Source organism: Myceligenerans pegani, assembly GCF_014892515.1.
GTDB classification, from domain to species: domain Bacteria; phylum Actinomycetota; class Actinomycetes; order Actinomycetales; family Cellulomonadaceae; genus Myceligenerans; species Myceligenerans pegani.
The window spans coordinates 16,234-38,520 of the sequence record NZ_JADBGR010000054.1; the positions used below are offsets into that span (position 1 = coordinate 16,234).

The window sequence follows — 22,287 nt, forward strand, 5'->3', positions numbered from 1 at the left end:
CCCCGGGTCCGCCGTCGTCCCCGGCAGCATTCCCCGGCGGGGCCGCACCGGCTCCGCCCCGAACCGCAGAAACGAGAACACCCGCCGTGAAGATCACCTACGTCGAGGACCTCGACGGCACCGACCGCGACGTCACCCCGGAGAACGGGAACTGGCGCAGCCGCCGCATCGTCCTGGCCAAGGAGGGCGTCGGCTTCTCCTTCCACGAGACGATCCTGTACGCCGGGACCGAGAGCGACTTCTGGTACGCGAACCACATCGAGTCGGTGTACTGCGTCGGCGGCGAGGGCGAGCTCGTCAACCGCGAGACCGGAGAGGTCCACCCGATCCGGGACGGCATGTGCTACCTGCTCGACGGCAACGAGAAGCACACGGTCCGCGCCAAGACCGACCTGCGCATGGCGTGCGTGTTCAACCCCCCGGTCACCGGCCGCGAGGTGCACGACGAGAACGGCGTCTACCCCCTGATCACGGAGGACGAACCGACGCCCGGCGCCTGAGACCTGCCGTGCTCGCCGGAGCCGTCCACCCGCCCGGCGAGCACTGCGCCCGTTCCAGTCCAGGAGGAGAACGCACATGACCCAGTCGAGCGAGAAGATCGCTGACGTCTATCCCACACGAACGGGGGGTGAGTTCCTCCTGATGCCGCGGGAAGACTTCGTGGTCCACGGCACCGCTGACGACGGCCCGCTCGACGAGCCCGAGCTGGAGGACTTCGCCGCGAACGGCTACCTCACGTTCGACGAGTTCCTCAGCCCTGCCGAGGTGGCCGAGCTCGGCGACGAGTTCGAGCGCATGTCCTGCGACCCTGAGATCCTCGCGCAGGACAGCACGATCGTGGAGCCCTCCCGCGAGGAGGTGCGCTCCATCTTCGGCGTCCACCGCACCAGCGAGGTGTTCCGCGACGTCGCGCACGACCCTCGCCTGGTGGACCGCGCCCGCCAGATCCTCGGCAGCGACGTGTACATCCACCAGAGCGGGGCGAACTCCAAGCCCGGGCTCACCGGCGACGACGTGTACTGGCACTCGGACTTCGAGACGTGGCACGCCGAGGACGGGATGCCCCGCATGCGCGCGGTGAGCTTCACGATCTCGCTGAGCGAGTTCCACTCGTTCAACAGCCCGCTGATGATCATGCCCGGTTCCCACACGACCTACGTGTCGTGCGGCGACATCGTGCCCACCCAGGAGGAGAAGGCGCTCCTCGACATGCACGGGTCCGGCACGCCGAGCCCGGCCGCGCTGGCCCAGCTCGCCGACCGGCACGGCATCGAGGTGCTCGAGGGCGTCCCCGGCAGCGCGGTGCTGTTCGACTGCAACAGCATGCACGGATCCGGCGGCAACATCTCCCCGTACCCGAGCTCGACGCTCTACTTCGTGTACAACTCGGTCGAGAACGAGCCCGTCGAGCCGTTCACCGGCAAGCCGCGCCGCCCCGAGTACCTGGGCGCCCGGGACTTCACCCCGGTCCCCTGACGGGAGCGCCTCCGGCGTCTCGTGGGAGGGCCAGGAACGTCAGCGCCGCCAGGGCCAGCGCGCCCACCAGGATCGCCGCGCCCGCCCCCGGGAGCGTCGTGACGGCCCAGGCTGCCACCGCCAGGAGTTCCGTCGCGCCCAGGACGACGACGGCCCGCCGCCATCCCGCGAGCGCCGCGGCGGTCTCGACGCGGGCGGTGGGTGGGACGTGTGCGGCCCACCAGGTGGCGCGCCACAGGAGGTAGCCGGTGGGGGCGAGCCAGAGTGCGCGGGGGTCGAGGGGGCCGTCGCCGGAGATCCACAGGAGTGCTCCGGTGGTGGTGAGCAGGAGGCCGGCGGTGCCGGCGGTGGGTCGGAGGAGGACGAGGGCGGTGAGGGCGGCGAGGGTGGTGAGGAAGAGGCCGTGGTCGAGCCAGGTGGTGGGTGCGGCGGTGGCGAGGAGTGGGGCGGCGGTGAGGGTCTGGGCGAGGGGGAAGAGCCAGCCGGGGAGGGTGGGGCCGGTGGTGGTGGTGACGCGGGGGAGGGGTGCGTCGCGCAGGCCGGGTCCGCCGGGGCGGGCGTCGGCGGGCGGGGTCCGGCGGCGGTGGGGTCTGCGGGGGGTGTTCATGTCGTCCTCCCGGCGGGTCGGCGGCGGTGGGTTCGTGCGAGGGCGTGGAGCCGGGTGCGGGCGGCGGTGGTGTGGCCGGCCCAGTGGACGACGGGTGTGCCGGATCGGCGCAGGGCGGTGATGCGGTCGTCGCGTTCGAGGCGGGTGATGCGCCAGGCGATGCGGTGGTGGGGGAGGTGGATGGGGTGGAGTGCGGGGAGGGTGTCGATGACGACGACGGGGTGGCCGAGGGTGCGCCAGGCGTGGACGAGGCGGGTGGTGTCGTCGTCGAGGAGGGTGGTGAAGAGGTAGACGATGGCGCCGGCGGGGATCTGGGGTGGGCGGAGGGTGTGGCTGGCGGCGCGGTCGCTGACGGGGTGGGCGAGGGCGAGGCCGTGGGTGAGGCGGCGCAGGTGGCGGCGTCCGGAGGCGGGTGGGACGGGGCGTCGTCGTCGGGCGAGGTCTTCCATGGCGACGCGGTCGCCGGTCTCGAGGAGTTGGCGGGCGATGGAGGCGGCGGCGTGGCGGGCGAGGTCGAGGGAGGTGGCTTCGTCGCGGCGGCGGGTGCCGTGGCCGCGCCAGGTGCGGATGTCGGGTCCGACGTCGTCGCGGGAGTCGAGGACGAGCATGGCGGTGGCCTCGGCGGTGGCGTGGGTGCGCCGGACGTACAGGTGGTCGAGGTCGGGGGAGCGGCGTGCGGTGGCGCGCCAGTCGATGCGGCGCAGGCGGTCGCCGGGTCGGAAGGGGTGGATGTCGCGTAGTTCGGTGCCGTCGCCGAGGCGGCGGGAGGTGTGGGGTCCGGTGAGTCCGCGGAGGGCGTCGGGGAGGGGGACGGGGCCGAGTGGTGTGGTGCCGGGCAGGACGAGGCGGGGGCGGGCGTGGAGGTCGGTCTGCGGTTGTTCCCAGACGCCGGTGGTGTCGTAGGCGCGCAGGGCGATGTCGAAGGTGTCCTGGGGGCCGGTGCGGACGGAGGTGAGTCGGAGGGGGATGTCGCGGGGGTGGGGGGTGGCGAGGACGGTCTGGGTCTCGCGGTGGCCGGGTGCGGTGACGCGGAGGTGGGTGAGGGTGGCGTGGGTGGCGGGGTGGAGGGTGAGGGTGGCGGTGAGTTCTCCGGCGCGGGTCTCGCCGTCGGGTTCGTGGAGGTGGGCGGTGGTGGCCTGGCGGGGGCCGGTGCCGGACCAGAGGGTGGTCAGGAGGACGGGGACGGCGAGGAGGGCGATGTCGGGTCGTGCGGCGAGGGTGGCGGCGGCGAGCAGGACGACGCCGGTGACGAGGCCGGCGCGGCGGGTGGTGGTGGCGGTCCAGGCGGGCGGGGTCTGGGGCGGGGTCACGGGCCGGTCCGGGTGGCGGCGGGGGTGGGGACGGTGCGCAGGAGTCCGGTGACGATGTCCTCGGGGCGGGTGGCCTGGGCCCAGGCGTCGGGGGTGAGGGTGAGTCGGTGGGCGAGGACGGGTACTGCGACGCGTTTGACGTCCTCGGGCAGGACGTGGTCGCGGCCCTCGATGACGGCCAGGGCGCGGGCGACGAGGACGAGGTTGGCTGATCCGCGGGGCGAGGCGCCGACCTCGAGGGCCTGGTGGGCGCGGGTGGCGGCGACGAGGTCGACGCAGTAGCGCACGACGTCGGGGTCGACCTCGACGGTCTCGACCCCCGCCTGCATGGCGAGGACCGTGGCGGGGTCGGTGACGCGGGCGACGGGCGCGGCCTCGGCGCGGCGGGCGAGCCGGTTCAGGACGATGTCGCTCTCCTGGCCGGGGTCGGGGTAGCCGATGGCGAGGCGGACCATGAACCGGTCGAGCTGCGCCTCGGGCAGCGGGTAGGTGCCCTCGTACTCGACGGGGTTGGAGGTGGCCAGCACGTGGAAGGGGCTCGGCAGGGGGTGGCTGGTGCCCTCGACGGAGACCTGTCGTTCGGCCATGGCCTCCAGCAGGGCGGACTGGGTCTTGGGTGCGGTGCGGTTGATCTCGTCGGCGAGGAACAGGCCGGTGAACACGGGGCCGGGCCGGAACTCGAAGGTGCGGGTGCCGGGGTCGAAGACGGCGGAGCCGGTGATGTCGCTGGGCAGCAGGTCCGGGGTGCACTGGAGGCGGGCGAAGTCCAGGCCGAGCGCGCTCGCCAGGGAGCGGGCGGCCAGGGTCTTGCCGAGGCCGGGCACGTCCTCGAACAGGACGTGCCCGCTGGCGAGGATGGTGGCCAGCGCGACCGGCAGGGTCTCGGTCATGCCGACGACGGCGGTGCGCACCTCGGCGAGCACGCGGGCGGCCAGCGCGGCGACGTCGGCGGCGGGCATCGGGTCGATGCGGGGCGGGACGTCGGGCAGGGTGCCGGACGGCGTGTGCGGGTCGGTCATGCGCGGGGCCCTCTTTCGTCGGGGGTGTCGGGCGCGTCGGGAAGGCGTTCGATCGCGTCGAGCCAGGTCACCAGGGTGCGGAGGGTGGGGCGGGCGCGCAGGTCGACGCCGAGGTCGACGTCGAGGCTGGCGGGGTCGCGTCCGGCGCGGCGCAGCCGGGCGGCCGCGAGATCGCGGACACGGCGTACGACCCGGTCCCTGACGCGGCCCCGGCCGTCGAGCATGGACCAGCCCAGGTCCGAGACCTCGTGCCGGCCGCCGGGGCGTGCCTCCCCGCGGGGATGCCGCCAGCCGGGGTCCTCCGCGGCCGTCGCGGTGTCCCGGTACACCGCGACCAGCGTGGCGGCTACGACCGCGCCCGCGAGGGCGTGGGTCCACTCCAGCGCGCCCGTGACCGCGGCGGCCGCGCCACCGAGCAGCAGGAGCACCGCGACGACGATCGTCCCGGGCCGCGTCATCGCGCACCCGCCCGGTCGAGCGCGCGGGCGATACCGGCGAGCGCCGCGCGGGCCGCCGCCACGTCGTCGTCGGTGACGGGACGGGTGGTGAACCGGGCGCGCTGGTACAGGGCGCGCAGCGTGCGGATGTCGGCGGCGGGTGCCGGTGTGGCGGCCAGGAGCGCGGCGGTGAACTCGGTCGGGGTGTCGGCGGGGTCCCGCTCGGTGCCGTGGGCCGCGGCGGCGTCCTCGAGGGCGACCCAGGCGGCGACGACGGCGTCGCGCGGCACCCCGCGTGCCCGGTCGACGACGGCCAGGGCCTGTTCGACGGCGTCCTGCACGGCGGCCGTGAGCTCGTCCGGGGTCGCGGTGACGGTTCCCCCGGGTGCGGGCGTCTCCTCGGGGACGGTGGTCCCGGGCTGGTACCGGTCGATCATGCGGCGGGCGATGACCGTGCCGATCCAGGCGAGCAGCGCGAGGAGCACCAGGAGCAGTGCGATCCCGATGAGGTTCCGGGCGGTGTCGTTCAGGTACTCCTGCGGGGCGGGGGTCGGCGACGCCGTCGGCACGGGCGGCATGCTCGGGAGATCGGCCGGGTTCGTGGGCAGGATCGCCGGCATCCGGGGCGGGGCGGCGACCCAGGGCGTGGCCGCGGCCGCCGCGAGGACGACCAGGACCAGCAGGACCGTGGCGGTCACGGGCCGCCTCATGCGGCCGGGCGGGCGCCCGGGGGTGTGCCCGGGCGGGTGGCGGGGCCGTCGACAGGGCCGGTGGCGGGGCCGGTGACGAGCCGCTGGGCGTGGATGCCGGCGACGGCGGCGGCGACGAACGACGCCGGGTCCTCGTCCAGGCCGCGGCCCATGGTGCGCAGCCCCGCCGGGGACGTGCGCAGGACGGCGACCAGGGCGTCGTCGGCGGCCACGTCGATCAGGCGGTGCCGACCGGCCAGGGTGGCCGCCTGCTCCCGGACGCGTTCCGTGAGGTCCCCGCCCCACCCCGGCATCGCCTCCACCCCCGGTGCCGGGTCCGGGACGGGCACGTCGGCCGCCGCGAGCGCCACGCGTGCGTAGGCGGTCAGGGAGTGGTGGGAGATGCCGCGGTGGCGGGGGCGGGGGTCGGCGCCGGAGACGCGCAGGGAGGCGACGGGGTGTCCGCCGAGGGCGGCGGTGGCGTTGACGGCTTCGCCGGCGGCGACGCCGGAGTAGCCCCAGCGGGTGCCGGTGCCGAGGTTGCCGGGGCCCTGGACGACGACGGCGATGTCGGCGTGGGCGACGTGGTGGGCGGCGAGGAGGCCGGTGTGGACGGTGACGGACTCGAGGTCGCCGCCGTAGGCCTGTCCGGCGGTGATGCACGTGTCGAGCCATTGGGCTTCGCGCAGGGCGGCGACGGTGCGGGAGAACGCGGCGGGCAGGGCACCGCCGTCGGTCATGACGTAGGCGATGCGGGGCGGGGGTTGTCCGGCGAGGGCGGCGGCGTGGCGGGTGCCGGCGATGACGGCGGGCAGGGCGGAGTGGAGGTCGGCGGTGACGACGGGCATGCCGTCGAGGGTGTCGGCGTCGCGGAGGGTGTCGTGGTGGGGTGATTCCTGTTCGTCGACGCCGAGCACGAGGGTCTGCAGGGGGGTGTAGCGGGCCTTGACAAGGTGGCCGGGGCCGGGTGGTGGGTCGGCGGGCAGGTCGGTGAGAGGTTCGCCGAGGCGGGAGGCGGGGCCGACGACGAGGGCGTAGCCGCCGGTGCCGAGGCCGCGGGCGAGGGCGGAGACGTTGACCAGGAGGGCGTCGCCGGGTTCGGGGTCGCCCACGAGGTGGGTGTAGGCGAGGGCGCGGACCTCGTGGACGGGGGTGTCGCCGGGGGTTTCGGTGAGGGGTCTGTCGAGGGTGACGGTGAGTTCGGTGGCGCCGCGCCAGCGCTTGCCTGTGGACAGAACGGTGCCGATGCGCCACGTGATCACGCATCCGAGGCTACCGTTGTGCCGATGCCCGCTTCGACCGCTACCCCCGCAGATGCCGTGACTCCTGACCTGACACCTGACCCGACTCCTGCGCTGAATCCTGCCGAGCGCATGCTGAATCTGGTGATCGCCCTGGTGAACACCGATGTGGCGATGACGCGTACCCAGGTGCGGGCGGCGGTGGCGGGGTATGCGGACGCGTCGAGCGACGACGCGTTCTTCCGGATGTTCGAGCGGGACAAGGACACGCTGCGGTCGCTGGGCATCCCGGTCTCGACGGTGGGGCTGGGAGGTCACACCGACGAGGTCGGGTACCGGATCGATCAGGACGCGTACGCGCTGGGTCAGATCGACCTGACGCCCGCGGAGCTGGGTGTGCTGTCGCTGGCGGCGCAGTTCTGGGCGGACAAGACGTTGCGGACGGACATCACGCGCGCGCTGGTGAAGCTGCGGGCGGCGGGCGCGCCGGTCGAGGGCGGGACGGATGGTTCGGCGGGGGACGTGCTGGCGGGGCTGGCGCCGCGGGTGCGGGCGGTGGGGGACGCGTACGGGCCGCTGCTGGAGGCGATCTCGCAGCGGCGGGCGGCGTCGTTCCGGTACCGGGCGGCGTCGGACGGTCAGGTGCGTACGCGCCGGGTGTGGCCGTGGCGGATCGCGGCGCGGGGCGGTGGCTGGTACCTGCTGTGTCACGACCTGGAGCGGGACGCGCCGCGCGTGTTCCGGCTGTCGCGGATCGAGGGGCGCGTGCGCCTGTCCGGCCCGGCGGGCGCGTTCGAGGTGCCGCCCGGGCTGGACACCGACCGGATGCTGGGCCGGTCCCGGGAGGTGCCGATGCGCACGGCGCTGCTCGCGATCCGGCCCGAGCGGGCCGCCGAGCTGCGCACGCGCGGCAAGCAGATCGACGAGCCGGGTGCGGGGCGCACCTTCCCGAGGGAGGATCCGCGGGACGTCGTGGAGGTGCCGTTCCGCAGCGTCTACGGTATGGGCGCGCACCTGGCCGGGTACGGTGCGGCGGTGCTGGTGCTGGATCCGCCGGAGCTGCGCGAGGAGGTGCTGCGCCGGCTGCGCCTGGCGGCCGGGACCGGCATCGGGCAGGCGGGGGCCGGTGACGAGGAGGGCGGCGAGGAGGGCGGCGAGCCGGCGGCGGGGGAGCCGGGTGCCGTGGCCGGGCCGGGGGAACGGGACGTACGAGAGGGCGGACGAGGAGGCGGGCGTGGCTGAGCGCGCGGACGACCGGTTGGTGCGGCTGCTGGGGCTGGTCGCCTATCTCGACGGTGCGGGGCCGGTGCCGGTCACGCAGCTGGCGGCACGGTTCGGGGTGAGTCCCGCGCAGATCCACGCCGACGTGGACGCGCTGTGGGTGTCGGGCACGCCGGGCTACTGGCCGGACGACCTGATCGACTTCGACGCGCAGTCGATCGAGTCGGGAGTGGTGCGGCTGACGGAGTCGCGGGGCATGACGCGGCCGTTGCGGCTGGGTCCGAGCGAGGCGGTCGCGCTCGTCGCGGCGCTGCGCGCGATGCGGGAGCTGGACGCGGTGGCCACGGACCCGGCCCGGTCCGAGCTGGTGGAGTCCGCGCTGAGGAAGCTCACCGACGCGACCGGTGAGGCGGCTGACGCGCTGGACGTGCGGCTCGCCGCGGGCGGTGACCCCCAGGTGGTGGCGACGCTCGGCACGGCGCTGCGTGCCCGGCGGCGACTGCGGATCCGCTACGTGTCCGGCTCCGACGCCACCAGCGAGCGGGAGATCGACCCGGTGCGGCTGCAGACCACCGGTGACCACTCCTACCTCGCGTCCTGGTGCCACCGCGCCGGCGGGCCGCGCACCTTCCGCGTGGACCGCATCCTCGCGGCGACGCTCCTGGACGAGCCGGTGGCCGAGCACGCGGGTGTCGGCGAGGTCGACCTGTCCGGCGTGTCGTCCGCCGAGGCGCCCCTGGCCACGCTCGTGCTCGCGTCCTCGGCCCGCTGGTTCGCCGAGGAGGTGCCCGTCGAGACCGTCACCAACCTGCCCGGCGGCGACTTCGAGGTCACCCTGCACGTCACCAACCCCGACTGGCTGCGCCGCATCCTGCTGGAGATCCCCACCCAGGTGCGCTCCGTGCAGCCCCCGGAACTCGCCGCCGACGTGCGCGCCGCCGCCGATGAGGCCCTCGCCGCCTACGACGCCGCCGGGCTGGGAGCGTAGGGTTCCGTCATGTCCGTCTGGTTCTGGGTGACGCTCTGGGCGGTCCTCGTGACCGCGACCGTCATCGGCGCGATCCTCCTGGCCCGATGGCTCTGGCGTGCCTTCCGTGCCCTGATGAGCGAGCTCGACCGCGCCGAGGAGCTCCACGGCCCGGCCATGATCCGGTTGGACGCGGCCCTGAACGCCGCCGAGGAGCGGCCACGCCCGGACGGCGCCGACAGCGAACCGCACCGTCCGAGCATGTTCGCCGACGACCTCACCACCCACTACGCCCGCCTCGCCGTCCTGCGCGAGGCCCGCACGGCCCGCCGGGCCGCCCGCCGCGCCCGCCAGCGCGTCACCTGGGAGAAATGGCGCCACTTCAACGACCCGCACGCGCACGACGACGACGCCCGCTGAGCCGCCTCCCCGTCGGCGCGACGTCCGCCCTGGTCACGAACCCGTCACGACGAGTCACGTCCTCGTCACGGTTCGGTGAACAGGGGAAATAATCGTCTTTGGCGGGACATGATCGAGGCATGGGAACAACGAGGAGAAAGCTCGTGCCGGCAGTGATCGGCGTCGCCCTGGCCGGCGCCCTGCTCGCCGGATGCTCGGCCCCGGGCGGAGGATCCGACGCCGGCGAGGCCGGGGCACCGGTCGCCGGCGCGGACGCCGCCGACGCCGCCCCCGAGGACATCGGCGGCGCAGACGGTGGCGCACGGGGCGAGGACGCTGCCGGGCAGGGCGACGACGTCGCACGGCAGCTCGTCACGACCGGGCACGCCACGCTGGTCGCCACCGACCCGTTCGCGGCCGCCGAGGAGGTCGCACAACTCACCGAGGACGCCGGCGGGCGGGTCGAGTCGCGCGACGAGGCCGCCGGCGCCGACGGGTCCCAGGGGTCCGCGTCCCTGACCCTGCGCGTCCCCGCCGACCAGGTCACCGACATACTGTCCGCGCTCGAGGAGCTCGGGGACGTGACCGACCGGCGCCTGGAGACGCAGGACGTCACCGGAAGCATGCAGGACCTGGACGCACGGATCGACGCGCTGGCCACTTCCGTGGACCGTCTCACCGAGCTCCTGTCCGACGCCGACACCATGAGCGACCTGTTCGAGATCGAGAGCGAGCTGACCGCCCGCCAGGCCGACCTCGACGCGCTCCGGGCCGAACGCGACCGGCTCCGCGACGAGGTCGCCCTGTCCACCCTCCACCTGGACATCCGGACCGAAGGACCGCCGATCGAGGCGGAGCCCGCCGGGTTCGTCGGAGGCCTGTCCGCCGGCTGGACCGGCCTGGTGGGCAGCTTCAACGTGCTGATCGTGATCGTCGGCGCGCTGCTGCCATGGGCCGTCGTCGGCGGGCTCGGATACCTCGCGCTGCGGCCCCTGCTGCGCCGCCAGGCGGCACGACGCAGCGAGAAGCAGGCCGAGCGGGCCCGCGCGATCGCGCAGATGCCGGGCCACCCCGGACGGCCGGGCCACCCGGGACAGCAGCCGCCCCCGATGCCGGGCTCCGGCTCACCCACCGGCCATCATCGGCCGTGACCGGCGCAGGAGGGACGACCACGACACGCCCGCACGACACCGCGCCGTCACCGGGCAGGCGGCCGGGGGTTACCGCCAGGCCCCCGTTCGTGCGTAGGATCGACCTATCAGTCCGTTCGGGGCCGGACCGCACCCGGCCACGTCCTACGAACAAGGAGTCACCATGGGCGCCCTACAGCCGTGGCACTGGATCGTCCTGATCGCCGTCATCCTGCTGCTGTTCGGGTCCACCCGACTGCCCGGCCTGGCCAAGAGCGTCGGCCAGTCGATGAAGATCTTCAAGCGCGAGATCAACGAACTGCGCTCCGACGGCGACGACGACACCAGGCGAGACGACCGCCGGGACGACGACGTCCGGCGCGGCGAAACGACCAGGCAGAACGACACCGCACGCAGGGACGACGACCCGATCCCGGGTATGACACGTGACGGCTACGGCGGTGTTTCCAAGGGCGACGACGCCCCCAAGGCGTGACGCATGGCACGAAACAGGCGTGCGGCCGACGGCCGGATGCCCCTGATCGACCACCTCAAGGAACTGCGCAAGCGCATCGTCCTGGTCGCGCTCGGCCTCGTGGTCGGCGCGGTCGCCGGCTGGCTGCTGTACGACCCCCTGCTGCAGGCCCTGCAGCAGCCCCTCGTGGCCGCCGAGGAGATGCGCGGCAACGAGATGACGCTGAACTTCGCGGGCCCCATGGCGGCGCTCGACCTGAAGATCAAGTCCGCGCTGTTCCTCGCCGTCTTCCTCACCTGCCCCTGGTGGCTGTACCAGCTGTGGGCGTTCATCACCCCCGGACTGACCACCAAGGAGAAGCGGTACGCCTACATCTTCGTCGGCGCCGCCATCCCGCTGTTCCTCGGCGGTGCCCTCATGGCCTGGTTCGTGTTCCCGCACGCCATCCAGATCCTGTCCGGCTTCCTGCCCGACGACGCCACCGGATTCACCAACGCGCAGGAATACCTGTCCCTCGTGATGCGGCTCCTCATCGCGTTCGGGCTCGCGTTCCTGTCCCCGGTCGTGCTCACCGGACTCAACCTCACCGGCGTGCTCCCGGCCTCCTCCATGGCCAAGGGCTGGCGCTGGGCCGTGCTCGTCGCGTTCACCTTCGCGGCCGTCATGACCCCCACCCCCGACCCCTGGACCATGATCCTGGTCGCCCTGCCCATCTGCCTGCTCTACTTCGTCGCCCTCGGCATCGCCTGGCTGCACGACCGGCGCCAGGAGAAGAAGCTCGCGGACCTGTGAACCCGGCGCACGGACCACGACCCGACCCGCCGGCCGACCCCACGTAGTCTGTGCCCCATGACACGCCGTGCCGACGAGCTCAGCCCCGCCGAGCGCTACGCAGCATCCCGCCACCGGGGCCCGCAGGACCAGGAGGTCCCCCAGCTCGACGCCTTCCGCGAGCGCCTCGGGTTCCGGCTCGACGACTTCCAGGTCGCGGCGTGCGAGGCCCTGGAGGCGGGTCGCGGCGTGCTCGTGGCGGCGCCCACCGGGGCGGGCAAGACGGTGGTGGGCGAGTACGCCGTGCACCTGGCGCTGGCGGGTGGGCGCAAGGCGTTCTACACGACGCCGATCAAGGCGTTGTCCAACCAGAAGTACACCGACCTGGCCGCGCGGCACGGCGCGGAGAACGTGGGCCTGCTGACGGGTGACACCACGATCAACGGTGACGCCCCCGTGGTGGTCATGACCACCGAGGTGCTGCGCAACATGCTGTACGCCGGCTCGGCGGCGCTCGACGGGCTCGCCTACGTCGTGATGGACGAGGTGCACTACCTCGCCGACCGGTTCCGCGGCCCGGTCTGGGAGGAGGTCATCATCCACCTGCCCGACGACGTGCAGCTGGTGTCCCTGTCCGCGACGGTGTCCAACGCCGAGGAGTTCGGCGACTGGCTGGAGATGGTGCGCGGTGACACGGCCGTCGTGGTCAGCGAGCGCCGGCCGGTGCCGCTGTGGCAGCACGTGGAGCTGAGCTCGGCGGAGCCGCGGGGGCGGCCGCGGATGCTGGATCTGTACGCGGGGCACGTGGATCCGTTCGACCCGGGGAAGAACCCGCCGATCAACCCGGAGCTGGCGGCGGCGTTCCGCGGGAGCCGGGCGGGGGACCACGGTCCGGGGCGTGGCAGGGGCCGGGGTTACCGGGGTCGCGGGGACCGGGGTTACCGGGGCCGGGGCGGCCGGAAGGTCGGTGACGAGGGCTCGGCGGGCGGGGCGACCGGCGTGGTGCGGCGGCGGACGCCGCCGCGGTTCGCGGTGGTGGACGCGCTGGACGCGGACGGCATGCTGCCGGCGATCTGGTTCGTGTTCTCGCGGGCGGGCTGCGAGGGCGCGGTGGACCAGTGCCTGCGGGCGGGGCTGCGGCTGACGAGCGCGGCCGAGGAGGCGAGGATCCGTGCGGTGGTGGAGCGTCGTACGGCGGCGATCCCGCCGGAGGACCTGGACGTGCTCGGGTTCTGGTCGTGGTCGCAGGCGCTGCAGCGCGGTGTCGCGGCGCATCATGCCGGGCTGTTGCCGGTGTTCAAGGAGACGGTGGAGGAGTTGTTCGCGGCCGGGCTGGTGAAGGTGGTGTTCGCGACCGAGACGCTGGCGCTGGGCATCAACATGCCGGCGCGGAGCGTGGTGCTGGAGAAGCTGGTCAAGTGGGACGGGACCGGGCATCAGCCGATCACGCCGGGGGAGTTCACGCAGCTGACCGGCCGTGCGGGGCGGCGGGGGATCGACACCGACGGGCATGCGATCGTCGTCGACCATCACGGCCTGGATCCGCAGGCGCTGGCGGGGCTGGCGTCGCGGCGCCTGTATCCGCTGCGGTCCTCGTTCCGGCCCACGTACAACATGGCGGTCAACCTGGTGGCGCAGGTGGGGCGGGACCGGGCGCGGGAGGTGCTGGAGACGAGCTTCGCGCAGTTCCAGGCCGACCGGGGCGTGGTGGGGCTGGCGAAGCAGGCGCGTGCGCATGCGGAGGCGCTGGACGGGTACGCGGAGGCGATGGCGTGCGACCGGGGGGACTTCGCCGAGTACGCGCGGCTGCGTGCCGACATCTCCGAGCGGGAGAAGGAGCTGTCGCGGGCGGCGACGAGCGCGCGGCGGGCCGAGGTCGTGGCGGAGCTGGAGAGCCTGGGGCGGGGTGACGTGGTGCAGCTGCCCACGGGGCGGCGCCGCGGCTACGTGCTGGTCCTGGATCCGGGGGAGCCGGGCGGGTTCGACGGGCCGCGGCCGACCGTCCTGACGCAGGAGCGGCAGGTCAAGCGCCTGACGCTGGCGGACGTGCCCGGGGGTGTGCGGACGGTCGCGCGCGTGAAGATCCCCAAGGGGGCCAACACGCGCAAGGCGGACGTGCGGCGCGACCTGGCGCTGCGGCTGCGTGCGGCCGTCAGTGAGGCGGACACGCGCGGGGCGGAGGGTTCGGCCCGTGCGGCGGGACGCTCCGGGGGGTCGGCGCGCGGAGACGCGGCGTCGGACGCGGAGCTGAGCCGGCTGCGGGCCGGGCTGCGCGCCCACCCGTGCCACGGGTGCCCCGAACGTGAGGACCACGCCCGCTGGGCGGAGCGGTGGCGCCGGCTCAAGGCGGAGCACGACCAGCTCGTGCGCCGTGTCGAGGGCCGCACCGGCGGCATCGCCCGCACCTTCGACCGCACCCTGGACGTGCTCGCCGAGCTGGGGTACGTGGCCGAGACGGCCGAGGGGCCGGACCATGCCGCCGGGCTGCGCGTGACCGAGTCGGGACGGTGGCTGCGCCGCCTGTACGCCGAGAACGACCTGCTGCTGGCCGAGTGCCTGCGCCGCGGCATCTGGGACGAGCTCGACCCGGCGGGCCTGGCCGCGGTCGTGTCCGCCGTCGTCTACCAGGGCCGTCGTGACCTCGAGAGCGAACCGTTCGTGCCCGGCGGGCCCCGCGGGGCGCTGGCCCGTGCCCTGGACGAGACGCAGCGTGTCTGGTCCGAGGTCGACGACCTGGAGGAGGCGCACGGCATCGAGGCCACCGGCCGGCTCGACCTCGGCATCGTGGCGCCCGTGCACCGCTGGGCCAGCGGCAGGCCGCTCAGCGCGGCCCTCGACTCCGGGCACGAGCTGGCCGCCGGCGACTTCGTGCGCTGGTGCAAGCAGGTGCTGGACGTGCTCGACCAGCTCGCCGACGCCGCGCCGTCCGACAGGCTGCGCCGTACCGCCCGCCGCTCCCACGAGGCGGTGCTGCGCGGTGTCGTCGCCTACTCGAGTCTCTGACCCCGAGGCCGTGATGCCCGAGCCCTTGACCAGAGCCCTGACCGGGCGAATCACCTAAGGTTCATGCCGTGACATCGATCCTGTACCGCGGTGGTGTCGTGCACTCGGCCGCAGACCCGTTCGCCGAGGCCGTCCTGGTCGACGACGGCCTCGTGGCCTGGCTCGGTGCGAACGACACCGCCGACGGCCTCGCAGCCCGCGCGGACCGTGTCGTCGAGCTCGACGGAGCCCTCGTCACCCCCGGATTCGTCGACGCGCACGTGCACGTCCTCGAGACGGGCCTGGCCATGGAAGCGGTCGACCTGTCCGTGGCCGACGGCGTGCGGTCGCTCGCGGACGCGCTCGCCGCCCTGGCCGACGGCGCACGCCGGCTCGACGCCGCCGACCCCGGCGGCACCGAATGCCTCCTCGCGTTCGGCTGGGACGAGCAGTCCTGGCCCGAGCGCCGCCCCCTCAGCCGCGCCGAGCTCGACGACGTCGCCGGCGGCCGCCCCGTCTACGCCGGACGCGTCGACGGGCACTCGGCCGTCGTGTCCAGCTCCCTGGCCACGGCCGCCGGCATCGACCGGCTCCCCGGGTGGGCGCCCGACGGCGTCCTGACCGCGGAGGCCCACCACGACGTACGCGACGTGTCCCGCCGCATGTCCCCGGAACGACGCAGCCGCGCCCAGCGCGCCGCGCTCGCCGAGTGGGCCCGCCGCGGCGTCGTGTCCGTGCACGAGATGAGCGCCCCGCACCTCGACACCCGCGACGGCCTCGCCGAGATCATGGCCGCCACCGCCGACCCCGCCGGCGGGCTCCCGCACGTCGTCGCCTACCGGGGCGAGCTGTGCGAGACCGCGGAGGACGCCGCCGAACTGATCGCCGAGCTCCCGTTCCTGACCGGCATCGCCGGCGACCTCACCGTGGACGGCTCCATCGGGTCCCGGACCGCCGCCCTGCGCGCCCCCTACACCGACCTCGCCGCCGGACCCGACGGCTCCGCCTGGCACGGCAACCTGTACCTGTCCGCCGAGGAGATCGCCAACCACCTCACCGCCGTGGCCGCGACCGGCAGGCAGGCCGGCTTCCACGTCATCGGGGACCGCGCCATGGACGAGGTCCTCCTCGGCCTGGGCGTCGCCGCACAGGTCGACGGCCCCGCCCAGCTGCGCGCCGGCCGGCACCGCATCGAGCACGCCCTGTTCGTCGACGCCCAGGCCCTGTCCTCGCTCCTGCTGCACGGCGTGTCCCTGTCCATGCAGCCCGCGTTCGACGCCCGGTGGGGCGGCACCACCGGCATGTACGCCGGTCGGCTCGGCCCCGTCCGCGCCGCCGCGCTGCAACCCTTCGCCGACCTCGTCGGCGCCGGCATCCCGCTCGCGTTCGGCTCCGACACGCCCGTCACCCCGGTCGACCCGTGGGCCGGTGTCCGCGCCGCCACCGCGCACGAGGACCCCGACCAGCGCATGTCCGCCCGCGCCGCCTTCCGCGCCCACACCCGCGGCGGCTGGCGCCTGGCCGGCCTCGACAACACCGGCGCCGGGGAACTACGCGTCGGCGCGCCCGCGCACCTGGCCGTGTGGCGGGCCGACGAACTGACCGTGCAGACCGGATCCGAACGCCTCAGCCGCCTGTCCTCCTGGAGCCAGGAGGCCCGCGCCGGCCAGCCGCTCCTGCCCGACCTGAGCGACGACGCCCCCACGCCCGAGTGCCTGCACACGATGCGCGACGGCGTCGTCATCCACGACGTGCTCTCCTGAGCTGTGTTCTCCTGAGCCGCCGGGCTCCGTCGCCGCGCCACCTCGTTCCTCGGTCCCTGGCCGCCGTCGCTACCGGTTTCCGGCGGCCAGGGACCGGTGGCGCCGGTACCGTCCGTGACGGCGTTGTCATCCTCAGCGATTAGGCTTCAGGAGTGCGCGATCGATCTCCGCAGAGGCTGCTGAGCCTGTTCCTCGCCGTGGCCGGAGGGGCCTTCCTGTGGGCCGCGTTCCCCGACGTGGGCTGGTGGCCCGGCGCGTTCGTCGCCGTCGCGCTCCTGTGGTGGGCGCTGCGCGAGGACCACGCCTGGTGGAACACCCTGTACGGCTTCGCGTTCGGCATCACCTTCTTCCTCCCGCACGTGCGGTGGGCGATCAACGCCACCGAGGTCGCGCCGTGGATCGCGATGTCCGTCATCGAGGCCCTCTTCCTCGCGCTGTTCGGCGCCCTGTGGACGTGGGCCCGCCGCGCCGTGCGCGCGGGACTGCGTGGCCGCGACGGCACCCTGATCGCCGGAGCCGCGCAGGCGGCCGCCTTCGCCGTCGTGTTCACCGCCGTGGAGCAGTGGCGCAGCGAGATCCCCTTCGGCGGATTCCCCTGGGGGCGTCTCGCCTGGGCCATGGTCGACGCCCCCCTCGGACGCGCCGCCTGGCTCGGCGGCACCGTGCTCGTCACCCTTGCCGTGTGCCTCACCGGCCTCTGGCTCGCCGCCGCCGTCCACGCGATCGCCGCCCGCCCGCGAGCCGTCGCGGCCCACGGACGCGCCGCCGGCATGGTCGTGGCCGCCGCGGCGATCGTCGTCGCCCCCGCGACGCTGCCGCTGCCCGCGTCGTCCGACGCCGGAGCCACCGGCGACGGGGCGACCCTGCACGACGCCGGCACCGACCTGGCCGAGGACGGCGTCCTGCGCGCAGGCGCCGTGCAGGGCAACGTCGACGACCCCGACCTCGGCGTCTTCGCCGCCCGCCCCGAGCTGTTCGGCAACCACCTCGCAGGCACCTACGAGCTCGCCGAGGAACTCGCCGGACAGCTCGACATCGTGCTGTGGCCGGAGGACTCCACCGGCGTCGACCCGCGGACCAGCGCCCAGGCCGCCGCCGCGCTCGACGCCGCCGCCACGGCCGTCGGCGCCCCCGTCCTCGTGGGCACGCAGGAGTACCCCGCGGACGGCGGACGCTACAACCTGTCCCTGCTGTGGCAGGCCGGGCAGGGCGCCACCGAACGGTACGCCAAGCAGCATCCCGCACCCTTCGGCGAGTACATCCCGCTGCGCCCCCTCGTACGCCTCCTGTCCGACCAGGTCGACCGCGTCACCACCGACATGCTGCCCGGCGACCAGCCCGCAGTCATGGACATCCCCGCCGCCGGCGGCGACACGCGCATCGCGACGATCATCTGCTTCGAGGTCGCCTACGACGAGATCGTGCGCGACGCCGTACGGCACGGCGCCCAGGTCCTGGTCGTGCCCACCAACAACGCGGCGTTCGGCTGGACCGAGGAAGCCACCCAACAGCTCGCCATGACCCGCATGCAGGCCATCACCACCGGGCGGGCCGCCGTCCAGGTCTCCACCGTCGGCGTCTCGGGCATCGTCACCCCCGACGGCACACTCGTCGCCTCCGCCGAACTGTTCACCCACGACACCCTCGCCGCCACGCTCCCGCTGCGCCACACCATCACCCCCGCCGTCGCGGCCGGGTACTGGCCCGGATGGATCGCCGGCATCGCCGCCGTCCTCCTCGCCGCCGCGGGCGTCACCGCCCGGATCGTGACACGCGTGACCGAGCGCCGTGTGGCCCGGACGGCACCGGCGGCAGGCGGCCCGGCCGGCCGGGCACGACCCTCCGCCACGGACGCCGCCACCGACCGTGACGCGCTCGTGCGCTGACGACGCAGCTGCGACACGGGGCAGCGACGACGGAGCACGACAGCGGAGCACGACGGCGGATGGCCGGCCCGGCAACGCAGAAGAGCGCCGCCGGGATTCCGGCGGCGCTCTTCGGAGCGGTTCTCAGGTCAGGCGATGCCCGGAGCCGGGCACCGCGCGCTCACGTGGCGTGCTCACGCGGAGCGGCGCAGCTTGCCCGCCCGCAGCAGCTCGAGGCGCTCGTCCAGCAGCTCCTCCAGCTCCTTGACCGTGCGGCGCTCCAGGAGCATGTCCCAGTGCGTGCGCTGCGGCTTGCCCGGCTTCGCCTCGGGCCGCTCGGCGTCCCGCAGCAGGGCCTCGGCACCGCAACGGCACTCCCACAGGGCGGGCACCTCGGCGTCGGTCGCGAACGGAAGGATGATCGTGTGCCCGTTGGGGCAGTCGTAGTACGCCTGGAACCGCGGGGCGAAGTCCACGCCCTCGTCGGACTCCATGCTCTTCGAGCCGATGCTCATGCCGCGCAGGGAGCGGTCAGCCATGTCGTCCTCCAGGGTCTCGGGAATGGGGGGCTGAAGACAGTCGTGAAGAAGGTCCGAAGTTTCAACGCACGGACATGCTGGCGTGTTCCAGGTTTTCCCGGGCGGAAACGATTGTTTGTCAAGGCTACGCGTCGCAGAGGCGCACGCAAGCGGGATCCCGGCAAACTAGGGGCAGTTGTGCGCGATCTCACGGAATGAACCCCCGCCGGGACCGGTTCGACCCCATGCATGCAAACGCATGGACTAGCAGGAATCAACCAGAGGAGTCCGTCGTGCAGTTCGGCATCTTCAGCGTCAGCGACGTCACCCGCGACCCCGTGGCGGGCCGCACCCCGGACGACACCGAGCGCGTCCGGGCCATGCTCACCATCGCGAAACACGCCGACGAGGCGGGACTGGACGTCTTCGCCACCGGCGAGCACCACAACCCGCCGTTCGTCGCCTCCTCCCCGACGACGATGCTCGGCTACCTGGCGGGCGTCACGAAGAACATCACCCTGTCGACCGCCACCACCCTCATCACCACGAACGACCCGGTCCGCCTCGCCGAGGAGTACGCGATGCTCCAGGTCATCTCCGGCGGCCGCATGGACCTCATGATGGGCCGCGGCAACACCGGCCCCGTCTACCCGTGGTTCGGGCAGGACATCCGCCAGGGCATCCCGCTGGCCATCGAGAACTACGCGCTGCTGCGCCGCCTGTGGACCGAGGACGTCGTGGACTGGGAGGGCAGGTTCCGCACCCCGCTGCAGGGCTTCACCTCCACCCCGCGCCCGCTCGACGGCGTGCCGCCGTTCGTCTGGCACGGCTCCATCCGCTCCCCGGAGATCGCCGAGCAGGCCGCCTACTACGGCGACGGCTTCCTGCACAACAACATCTTCTGGCCCATGAGCCACACGAAGCAGATGGTGCGGTTCTACCGGCAGCGCTACGAGCACCACGGCCACGGACGCGCCGACCAGGCGATCGTCGGCCTGGGCGGACAGGTCTTCGTGCGGCCCCGCTCGCAGGACGCCTGGGACGAGTTCCGCCCCTACTTCGACGTCGCCCCCGTGTACGGGCACGGGCCGTCCATGGAGGACTTCACCCGCGACACCCCGCTGACCGTCGGCTCCCCGCAGCAGGTGATCGACCGCTACGGCGCGTTCGTCGAGGAGGTCGGCTACTACCAGCGGCAGCTGTTCCTCGTCGACCACGCCGGCCTGCCCCTGAAGACCGTGCTGGAGCAGATCGACCTCCTCGCGGGCGAGATCGTCCCGGCCCTGCGAGAGATCGTCGAGGCCAAGCGGCCCGACGACGTCCCCGCGAACCCGCCCACCCACGCCGAACGCGTCGCGGCAGCCCGGGCCGCCGGCCAGGCCGGCGTCACCCACGTCGGCGAGGCCGTCGATCCCTACACCGGAACCGTCGCCGAGGAAGCAGCCGAGGAAGCAGCACTGTGAACCCCACGAACCCCACGAACCCCACCACGCACCCCACCACGCACGAGGCACGCACCGTCGTCGTCGTGACCGCCGGGCTGTCCCAGCCGTCCCAGACCCGGCTGCTGGCCGACCGGCTCGCCGCGGCCACCGCCCGCGAACTGGAACGGGACGGCCACGGCGTGCAGATCGAGGTCGTCGAGCTGCGCGAGCACGCGCACGCGATCATGGACGCGATGCTCACCGGCTTCGCCGGCGGCAACCTGGCCCGCGCGATCGACGAGCTCACCCGGGCCGACGGCGTCATCGCCGTCACGCCGCTGTTCACCACCACCTACTCCGGGCTGTTCAAGTCCTTCGTCGACATCCTCGACAAGGACGCCCTCACGAACATGCCCGTGCTGCTGGCCGCCACCGGCGGCACGCCGCGTCACTCCCTGGCGCTCGACTACTCCGTGCGGCCCCTGTTCACCTACCTGCGCGCCGACGTCGTGCCGACCGCGGTCTTCGCCGCGACGGATGACTGGGCCAAGGACGGCGGCACCGGCCACGACACCGACCGGGACGCAAGCCCTCTCCCGGACCGCATCGACCGCGCCGCCAGGGCCCTGGCCGACCGCGTCGCCGCGCGCCGCAACGACGGGCCCGCCGACCCGTTCGCCACCACGCCCAGCTTCCTGGACCTGCTCGACGGGTGAACACCCCGTCCGGGCTCGTCAGGGGCTGATCGCCAGCAGGGTGCGGTCGGCGGCCTCCAGGCAGTGCGGGCCCGTGCCCGGGCGGAACACCGTGCGCTCGCCACGCACCAGGCGACGCCGGCCCTCGGCGTCGACCAGGACCGTACCGTCCGCGTCGACGGCGATCAGATCGCCGCCCGCCCGTAGCAGCACCGGCTCGCCCGGCCCGGGGAAACGGGCGATCGAGGTGCGGCCCGCGGTGACGGCCTCGAGGATCGCCTCGGGCGTACGCTCCGCGGCCGCCACCCAGGTGGTCGGTGTCCCCGGCGGGAAGCCGGCCTCGGGGGTGTGGAAGTCCGACCCGCCCAGGAGCACGGGGACCTCCCGGCCGCGGGACCACTCCCTCAGGAACGCCCACGGGGCGCTGGCCGCCGGGTTGAGGAACCACGAGATGTGCCAGATCTCGAGCGCGGCCCGGGCGCGGGCGTCGTCGGACAGGTCGTGCAGCCAGGCGCAGTCCTCCTGGACGGGATGGTTGACCGACAGGAGCCCGCCGCGCGCGGCGGCCTGACGCGACCACTGCTCGGCCGGAGCGCGGAAGTCGATCCAGCCCACGTCACCGAACGCGTTCGCGTGGCCCGCGTCGGTCGTGACCTCCTGGCCCGGCAGCAGGCACGTGTCGTAGCGGGCCGCGGCCTCCGGCAGGTGCGCATGGTGGGAGACGGTGTTGTGGTCGGTCACGGCGAGGAAGTCCAGGCCGCGCGTCGCCGCCGCGGCCGTGAGCTCGTGCAGGGACAGACTGCCGTCCGAGTGCGTGGAGTGGGCGTGGAGGTCGCCGGCGTACCAGGTCAGGCCCGCGGGGGCCGGAAGGCCACGCTCGGAGGCGCGCGGGTTGGTCGGCCGCGGGGGAGCGGGCGGCTCGGGCTCGACGTCGGCCGCGTCGTCGTCCGTGACGACCGTGACGGTCACCGGGATCGGATCGGACGTCACCGAGTGCAGGCCCAGGACGACCGCCCAGCCGCCGTCGGGCAGGGCGCCCGGCTCGTAGCCCGGGGTGGCACGGGTGGGGCGGATGACGAAGCCGTCGCGCGCAGCGCCCGACCAGCCGCGCCAGCGCAGCGGGTCCCGGCAGCCCACCTCGATCGAGGCCGCATGCCGGTCGTACGAGACGCGGACCTCGATCGCGTGGGCTCCGGACACATCGAAGGGCACCTCGAGATAGCGGTGCGCGATCTGTTCCTCGATACCCAGTAGCAGGCGTTCTACCTGGCGAGTCACGAGAAGCGAGCCTAGCGCGA

21 protein-coding genes are annotated in these 22,287 nt (G+C 74.0%); 13 read left to right on the forward strand and 8 right to left on the reverse strand.

From position 1 onward, the window contains the following. Positions 1-86: 86 nt before the first annotated feature. The gene (locus IIE03_RS04175) at positions 87-500 is read left to right on the forward strand and encodes an ectoine synthase (RefSeq protein WP_192861493.1); all 414 of its coding nucleotides are present in this window, start codon (positions 87-89) and stop codon (positions 498-500) included. A gap of 76 nt (positions 501-576) precedes the next feature. Beyond that, on the forward strand, positions 577-1,476 hold the full coding sequence (gene thpD / locus IIE03_RS04180; protein WP_192861494.1) for an ectoine hydroxylase: 900 nt from the start codon (positions 577-579) through the stop codon (positions 1,474-1,476). On the opposite strand, the gene IIE03_RS04185 is transcribed toward thpD, so the two are convergent. Genes IIE03_RS04185 through IIE03_RS04210 form a run of 6 tightly spaced genes read right to left on the reverse strand, consistent with a single transcriptional unit; the run spans position 1,460 to position 6,800 of the window. Continuing rightward, positions 1,460-2,083, reverse strand: coding sequence for a hypothetical protein (locus IIE03_RS04185; RefSeq protein WP_192861495.1), 624 nt, complete (start codon positions 2,081-2,083; stop codon positions 1,460-1,462). The genes thpD and IIE03_RS04185 overlap by 17 nt on opposite strands. Next, positions 2,080-3,393, reverse strand: coding sequence for a DUF58 domain-containing protein (locus tag IIE03_RS26630; protein ID WP_192861496.1), 1,314 nt, complete (start codon positions 3,391-3,393; stop codon positions 2,080-2,082). Before IIE03_RS26630 ends, IIE03_RS04185 begins: the two co-directional genes overlap by 4 nt. Further along, the gene (locus IIE03_RS04195; RefSeq protein ID WP_192861497.1) at positions 3,390-4,412 is read right to left on the reverse strand and encodes an AAA family ATPase; all 1,023 of its coding nucleotides are present in this window, start codon (positions 4,410-4,412) and stop codon (positions 3,390-3,392) included. Before IIE03_RS04195 ends, IIE03_RS26630 begins: the two co-directional genes overlap by 4 nt. Continuing rightward, complete coding sequence (locus tag IIE03_RS04200) at positions 4,409-4,870, reverse strand: hypothetical protein (RefSeq protein ID WP_192861498.1); 462 nt, start codon at positions 4,868-4,870, stop codon at positions 4,409-4,411. Before IIE03_RS04200 ends, IIE03_RS04195 begins: the two co-directional genes overlap by 4 nt. Then, entirely contained in the window at positions 4,867-5,547 is a 681-nt protein-coding gene (locus IIE03_RS26635; RefSeq protein WP_192861499.1) for a DUF4129 domain-containing protein, read from the reverse strand. Before IIE03_RS26635 ends, IIE03_RS04200 begins: the two co-directional genes overlap by 4 nt. Positions 5,548-5,555: 8 nt before the next feature. Then, entirely contained in the window at positions 5,556-6,800 is a 1,245-nt protein-coding gene (locus IIE03_RS04210) for a DUF3866 family protein (RefSeq protein ID WP_192861500.1), read from the reverse strand. Positions 6,801-6,824: 24 nt separating this feature from the next. Between IIE03_RS04210 and IIE03_RS04215 the strand changes: the two genes are divergently transcribed. The 9 genes from IIE03_RS04215 to lnt all read left to right on the forward strand — a co-directional run bounded on the left by IIE03_RS04215 (position 6,825) and on the right by lnt (position 18,373). Then, positions 6,825-8,021: a helix-turn-helix transcriptional regulator gene (locus IIE03_RS04215; protein ID WP_192861501.1), complete on the forward strand. Its 1,197-nt coding sequence runs from the start codon at positions 6,825-6,827 to the stop codon at positions 8,019-8,021. Next, positions 8,014-8,988, forward strand: coding sequence for a helix-turn-helix transcriptional regulator (locus IIE03_RS04220; RefSeq protein WP_192861502.1), 975 nt, complete (start codon positions 8,014-8,016; stop codon positions 8,986-8,988). The genes IIE03_RS04215 and IIE03_RS04220 overlap by 8 nt, the downstream gene beginning before the upstream one ends. Before the next feature lie 9 nt (positions 8,989-8,997). After that, positions 8,998-9,387 (forward strand): hypothetical protein, encoded by a 390-nt coding sequence (locus tag IIE03_RS04225; RefSeq protein ID WP_192861503.1) that lies wholly within the window; start codon positions 8,998-9,000, stop codon positions 9,385-9,387. Between the two features lie 143 nt (positions 9,388-9,530). After that, on the forward strand, positions 9,531-10,517 hold the full coding sequence (locus IIE03_RS04230; RefSeq protein ID WP_192861504.1) for a DUF4349 domain-containing protein: 987 nt from the start codon (positions 9,531-9,533) through the stop codon (positions 10,515-10,517). A 163-nt stretch (positions 10,518-10,680) separates the two neighbouring features. After that, on the forward strand, positions 10,681-10,992 hold the full coding sequence (gene tatA, locus IIE03_RS04235; RefSeq protein WP_192861505.1) for a Sec-independent protein translocase subunit TatA: 312 nt from the start codon (positions 10,681-10,683) through the stop codon (positions 10,990-10,992). Between the two features lie 3 nt (positions 10,993-10,995). Then, the gene (gene tatC / locus IIE03_RS04240) at positions 10,996-11,763 is read left to right on the forward strand and encodes a twin-arginine translocase subunit TatC (protein ID WP_318842792.1); all 768 of its coding nucleotides are present in this window, start codon (positions 10,996-10,998) and stop codon (positions 11,761-11,763) included. 57 nt (positions 11,764-11,820) lie between these two features. Beyond that, positions 11,821-14,745: a DEAD/DEAH box helicase gene (locus tag IIE03_RS04245; RefSeq protein ID WP_192861506.1), complete on the forward strand. Its 2,925-nt coding sequence runs from the start codon at positions 11,821-11,823 to the stop codon at positions 14,743-14,745. 68 nt (positions 14,746-14,813) lie between these two features. After that, positions 14,814-16,487, forward strand: coding sequence for an amidohydrolase (locus tag IIE03_RS04250; protein WP_192861507.1), 1,674 nt, complete (start codon positions 14,814-14,816; stop codon positions 16,485-16,487). Between the two features lie 152 nt (positions 16,488-16,639). After that, positions 16,640-18,373: an apolipoprotein N-acyltransferase gene (gene lnt / locus IIE03_RS04255; RefSeq protein WP_192861508.1), complete on the forward strand. Its 1,734-nt coding sequence runs from the start codon at positions 16,640-16,642 to the stop codon at positions 18,371-18,373. A 173-nt stretch (positions 18,374-18,546) separates the two neighbouring features. Here the strand turns inward: lnt and IIE03_RS04260 are convergent, their stop codons facing one another. Then, complete coding sequence (locus IIE03_RS04260) at positions 18,547-18,891, reverse strand: RNA polymerase-binding protein RbpA (protein WP_123814580.1); 345 nt, start codon at positions 18,889-18,891, stop codon at positions 18,547-18,549. A gap of 272 nt (positions 18,892-19,163) precedes the next feature. On the opposite strand from IIE03_RS04260, the gene IIE03_RS04265 reads away from it, so the two are divergent. Then, entirely contained in the window at positions 19,164-20,333 is a 1,170-nt protein-coding gene (locus IIE03_RS04265; RefSeq protein WP_192861509.1) for an LLM class flavin-dependent oxidoreductase, read from the forward strand. Next, positions 20,330-21,010 carry an FMN reductase gene (locus IIE03_RS04270; RefSeq protein ID WP_192861510.1) on the forward strand — a complete coding sequence of 227 codons (681 nt, stop codon included), beginning with the start codon at positions 20,330-20,332 and terminating at the stop codon, positions 21,008-21,010. The genes IIE03_RS04265 and IIE03_RS04270 overlap by 4 nt, the downstream gene beginning before the upstream one ends. A gap of 18 nt (positions 21,011-21,028) precedes the next feature. Here IIE03_RS04270 and IIE03_RS04275 read toward each other — a convergent pair whose 3' ends face one another. Beyond that, positions 21,029-22,267: a CehA/McbA family metallohydrolase gene (locus IIE03_RS04275; RefSeq protein WP_192861511.1), complete on the reverse strand. Its 1,239-nt coding sequence runs from the start codon at positions 22,265-22,267 to the stop codon at positions 21,029-21,031. Positions 22,268-22,287: the final 20 nt, after the last annotated feature.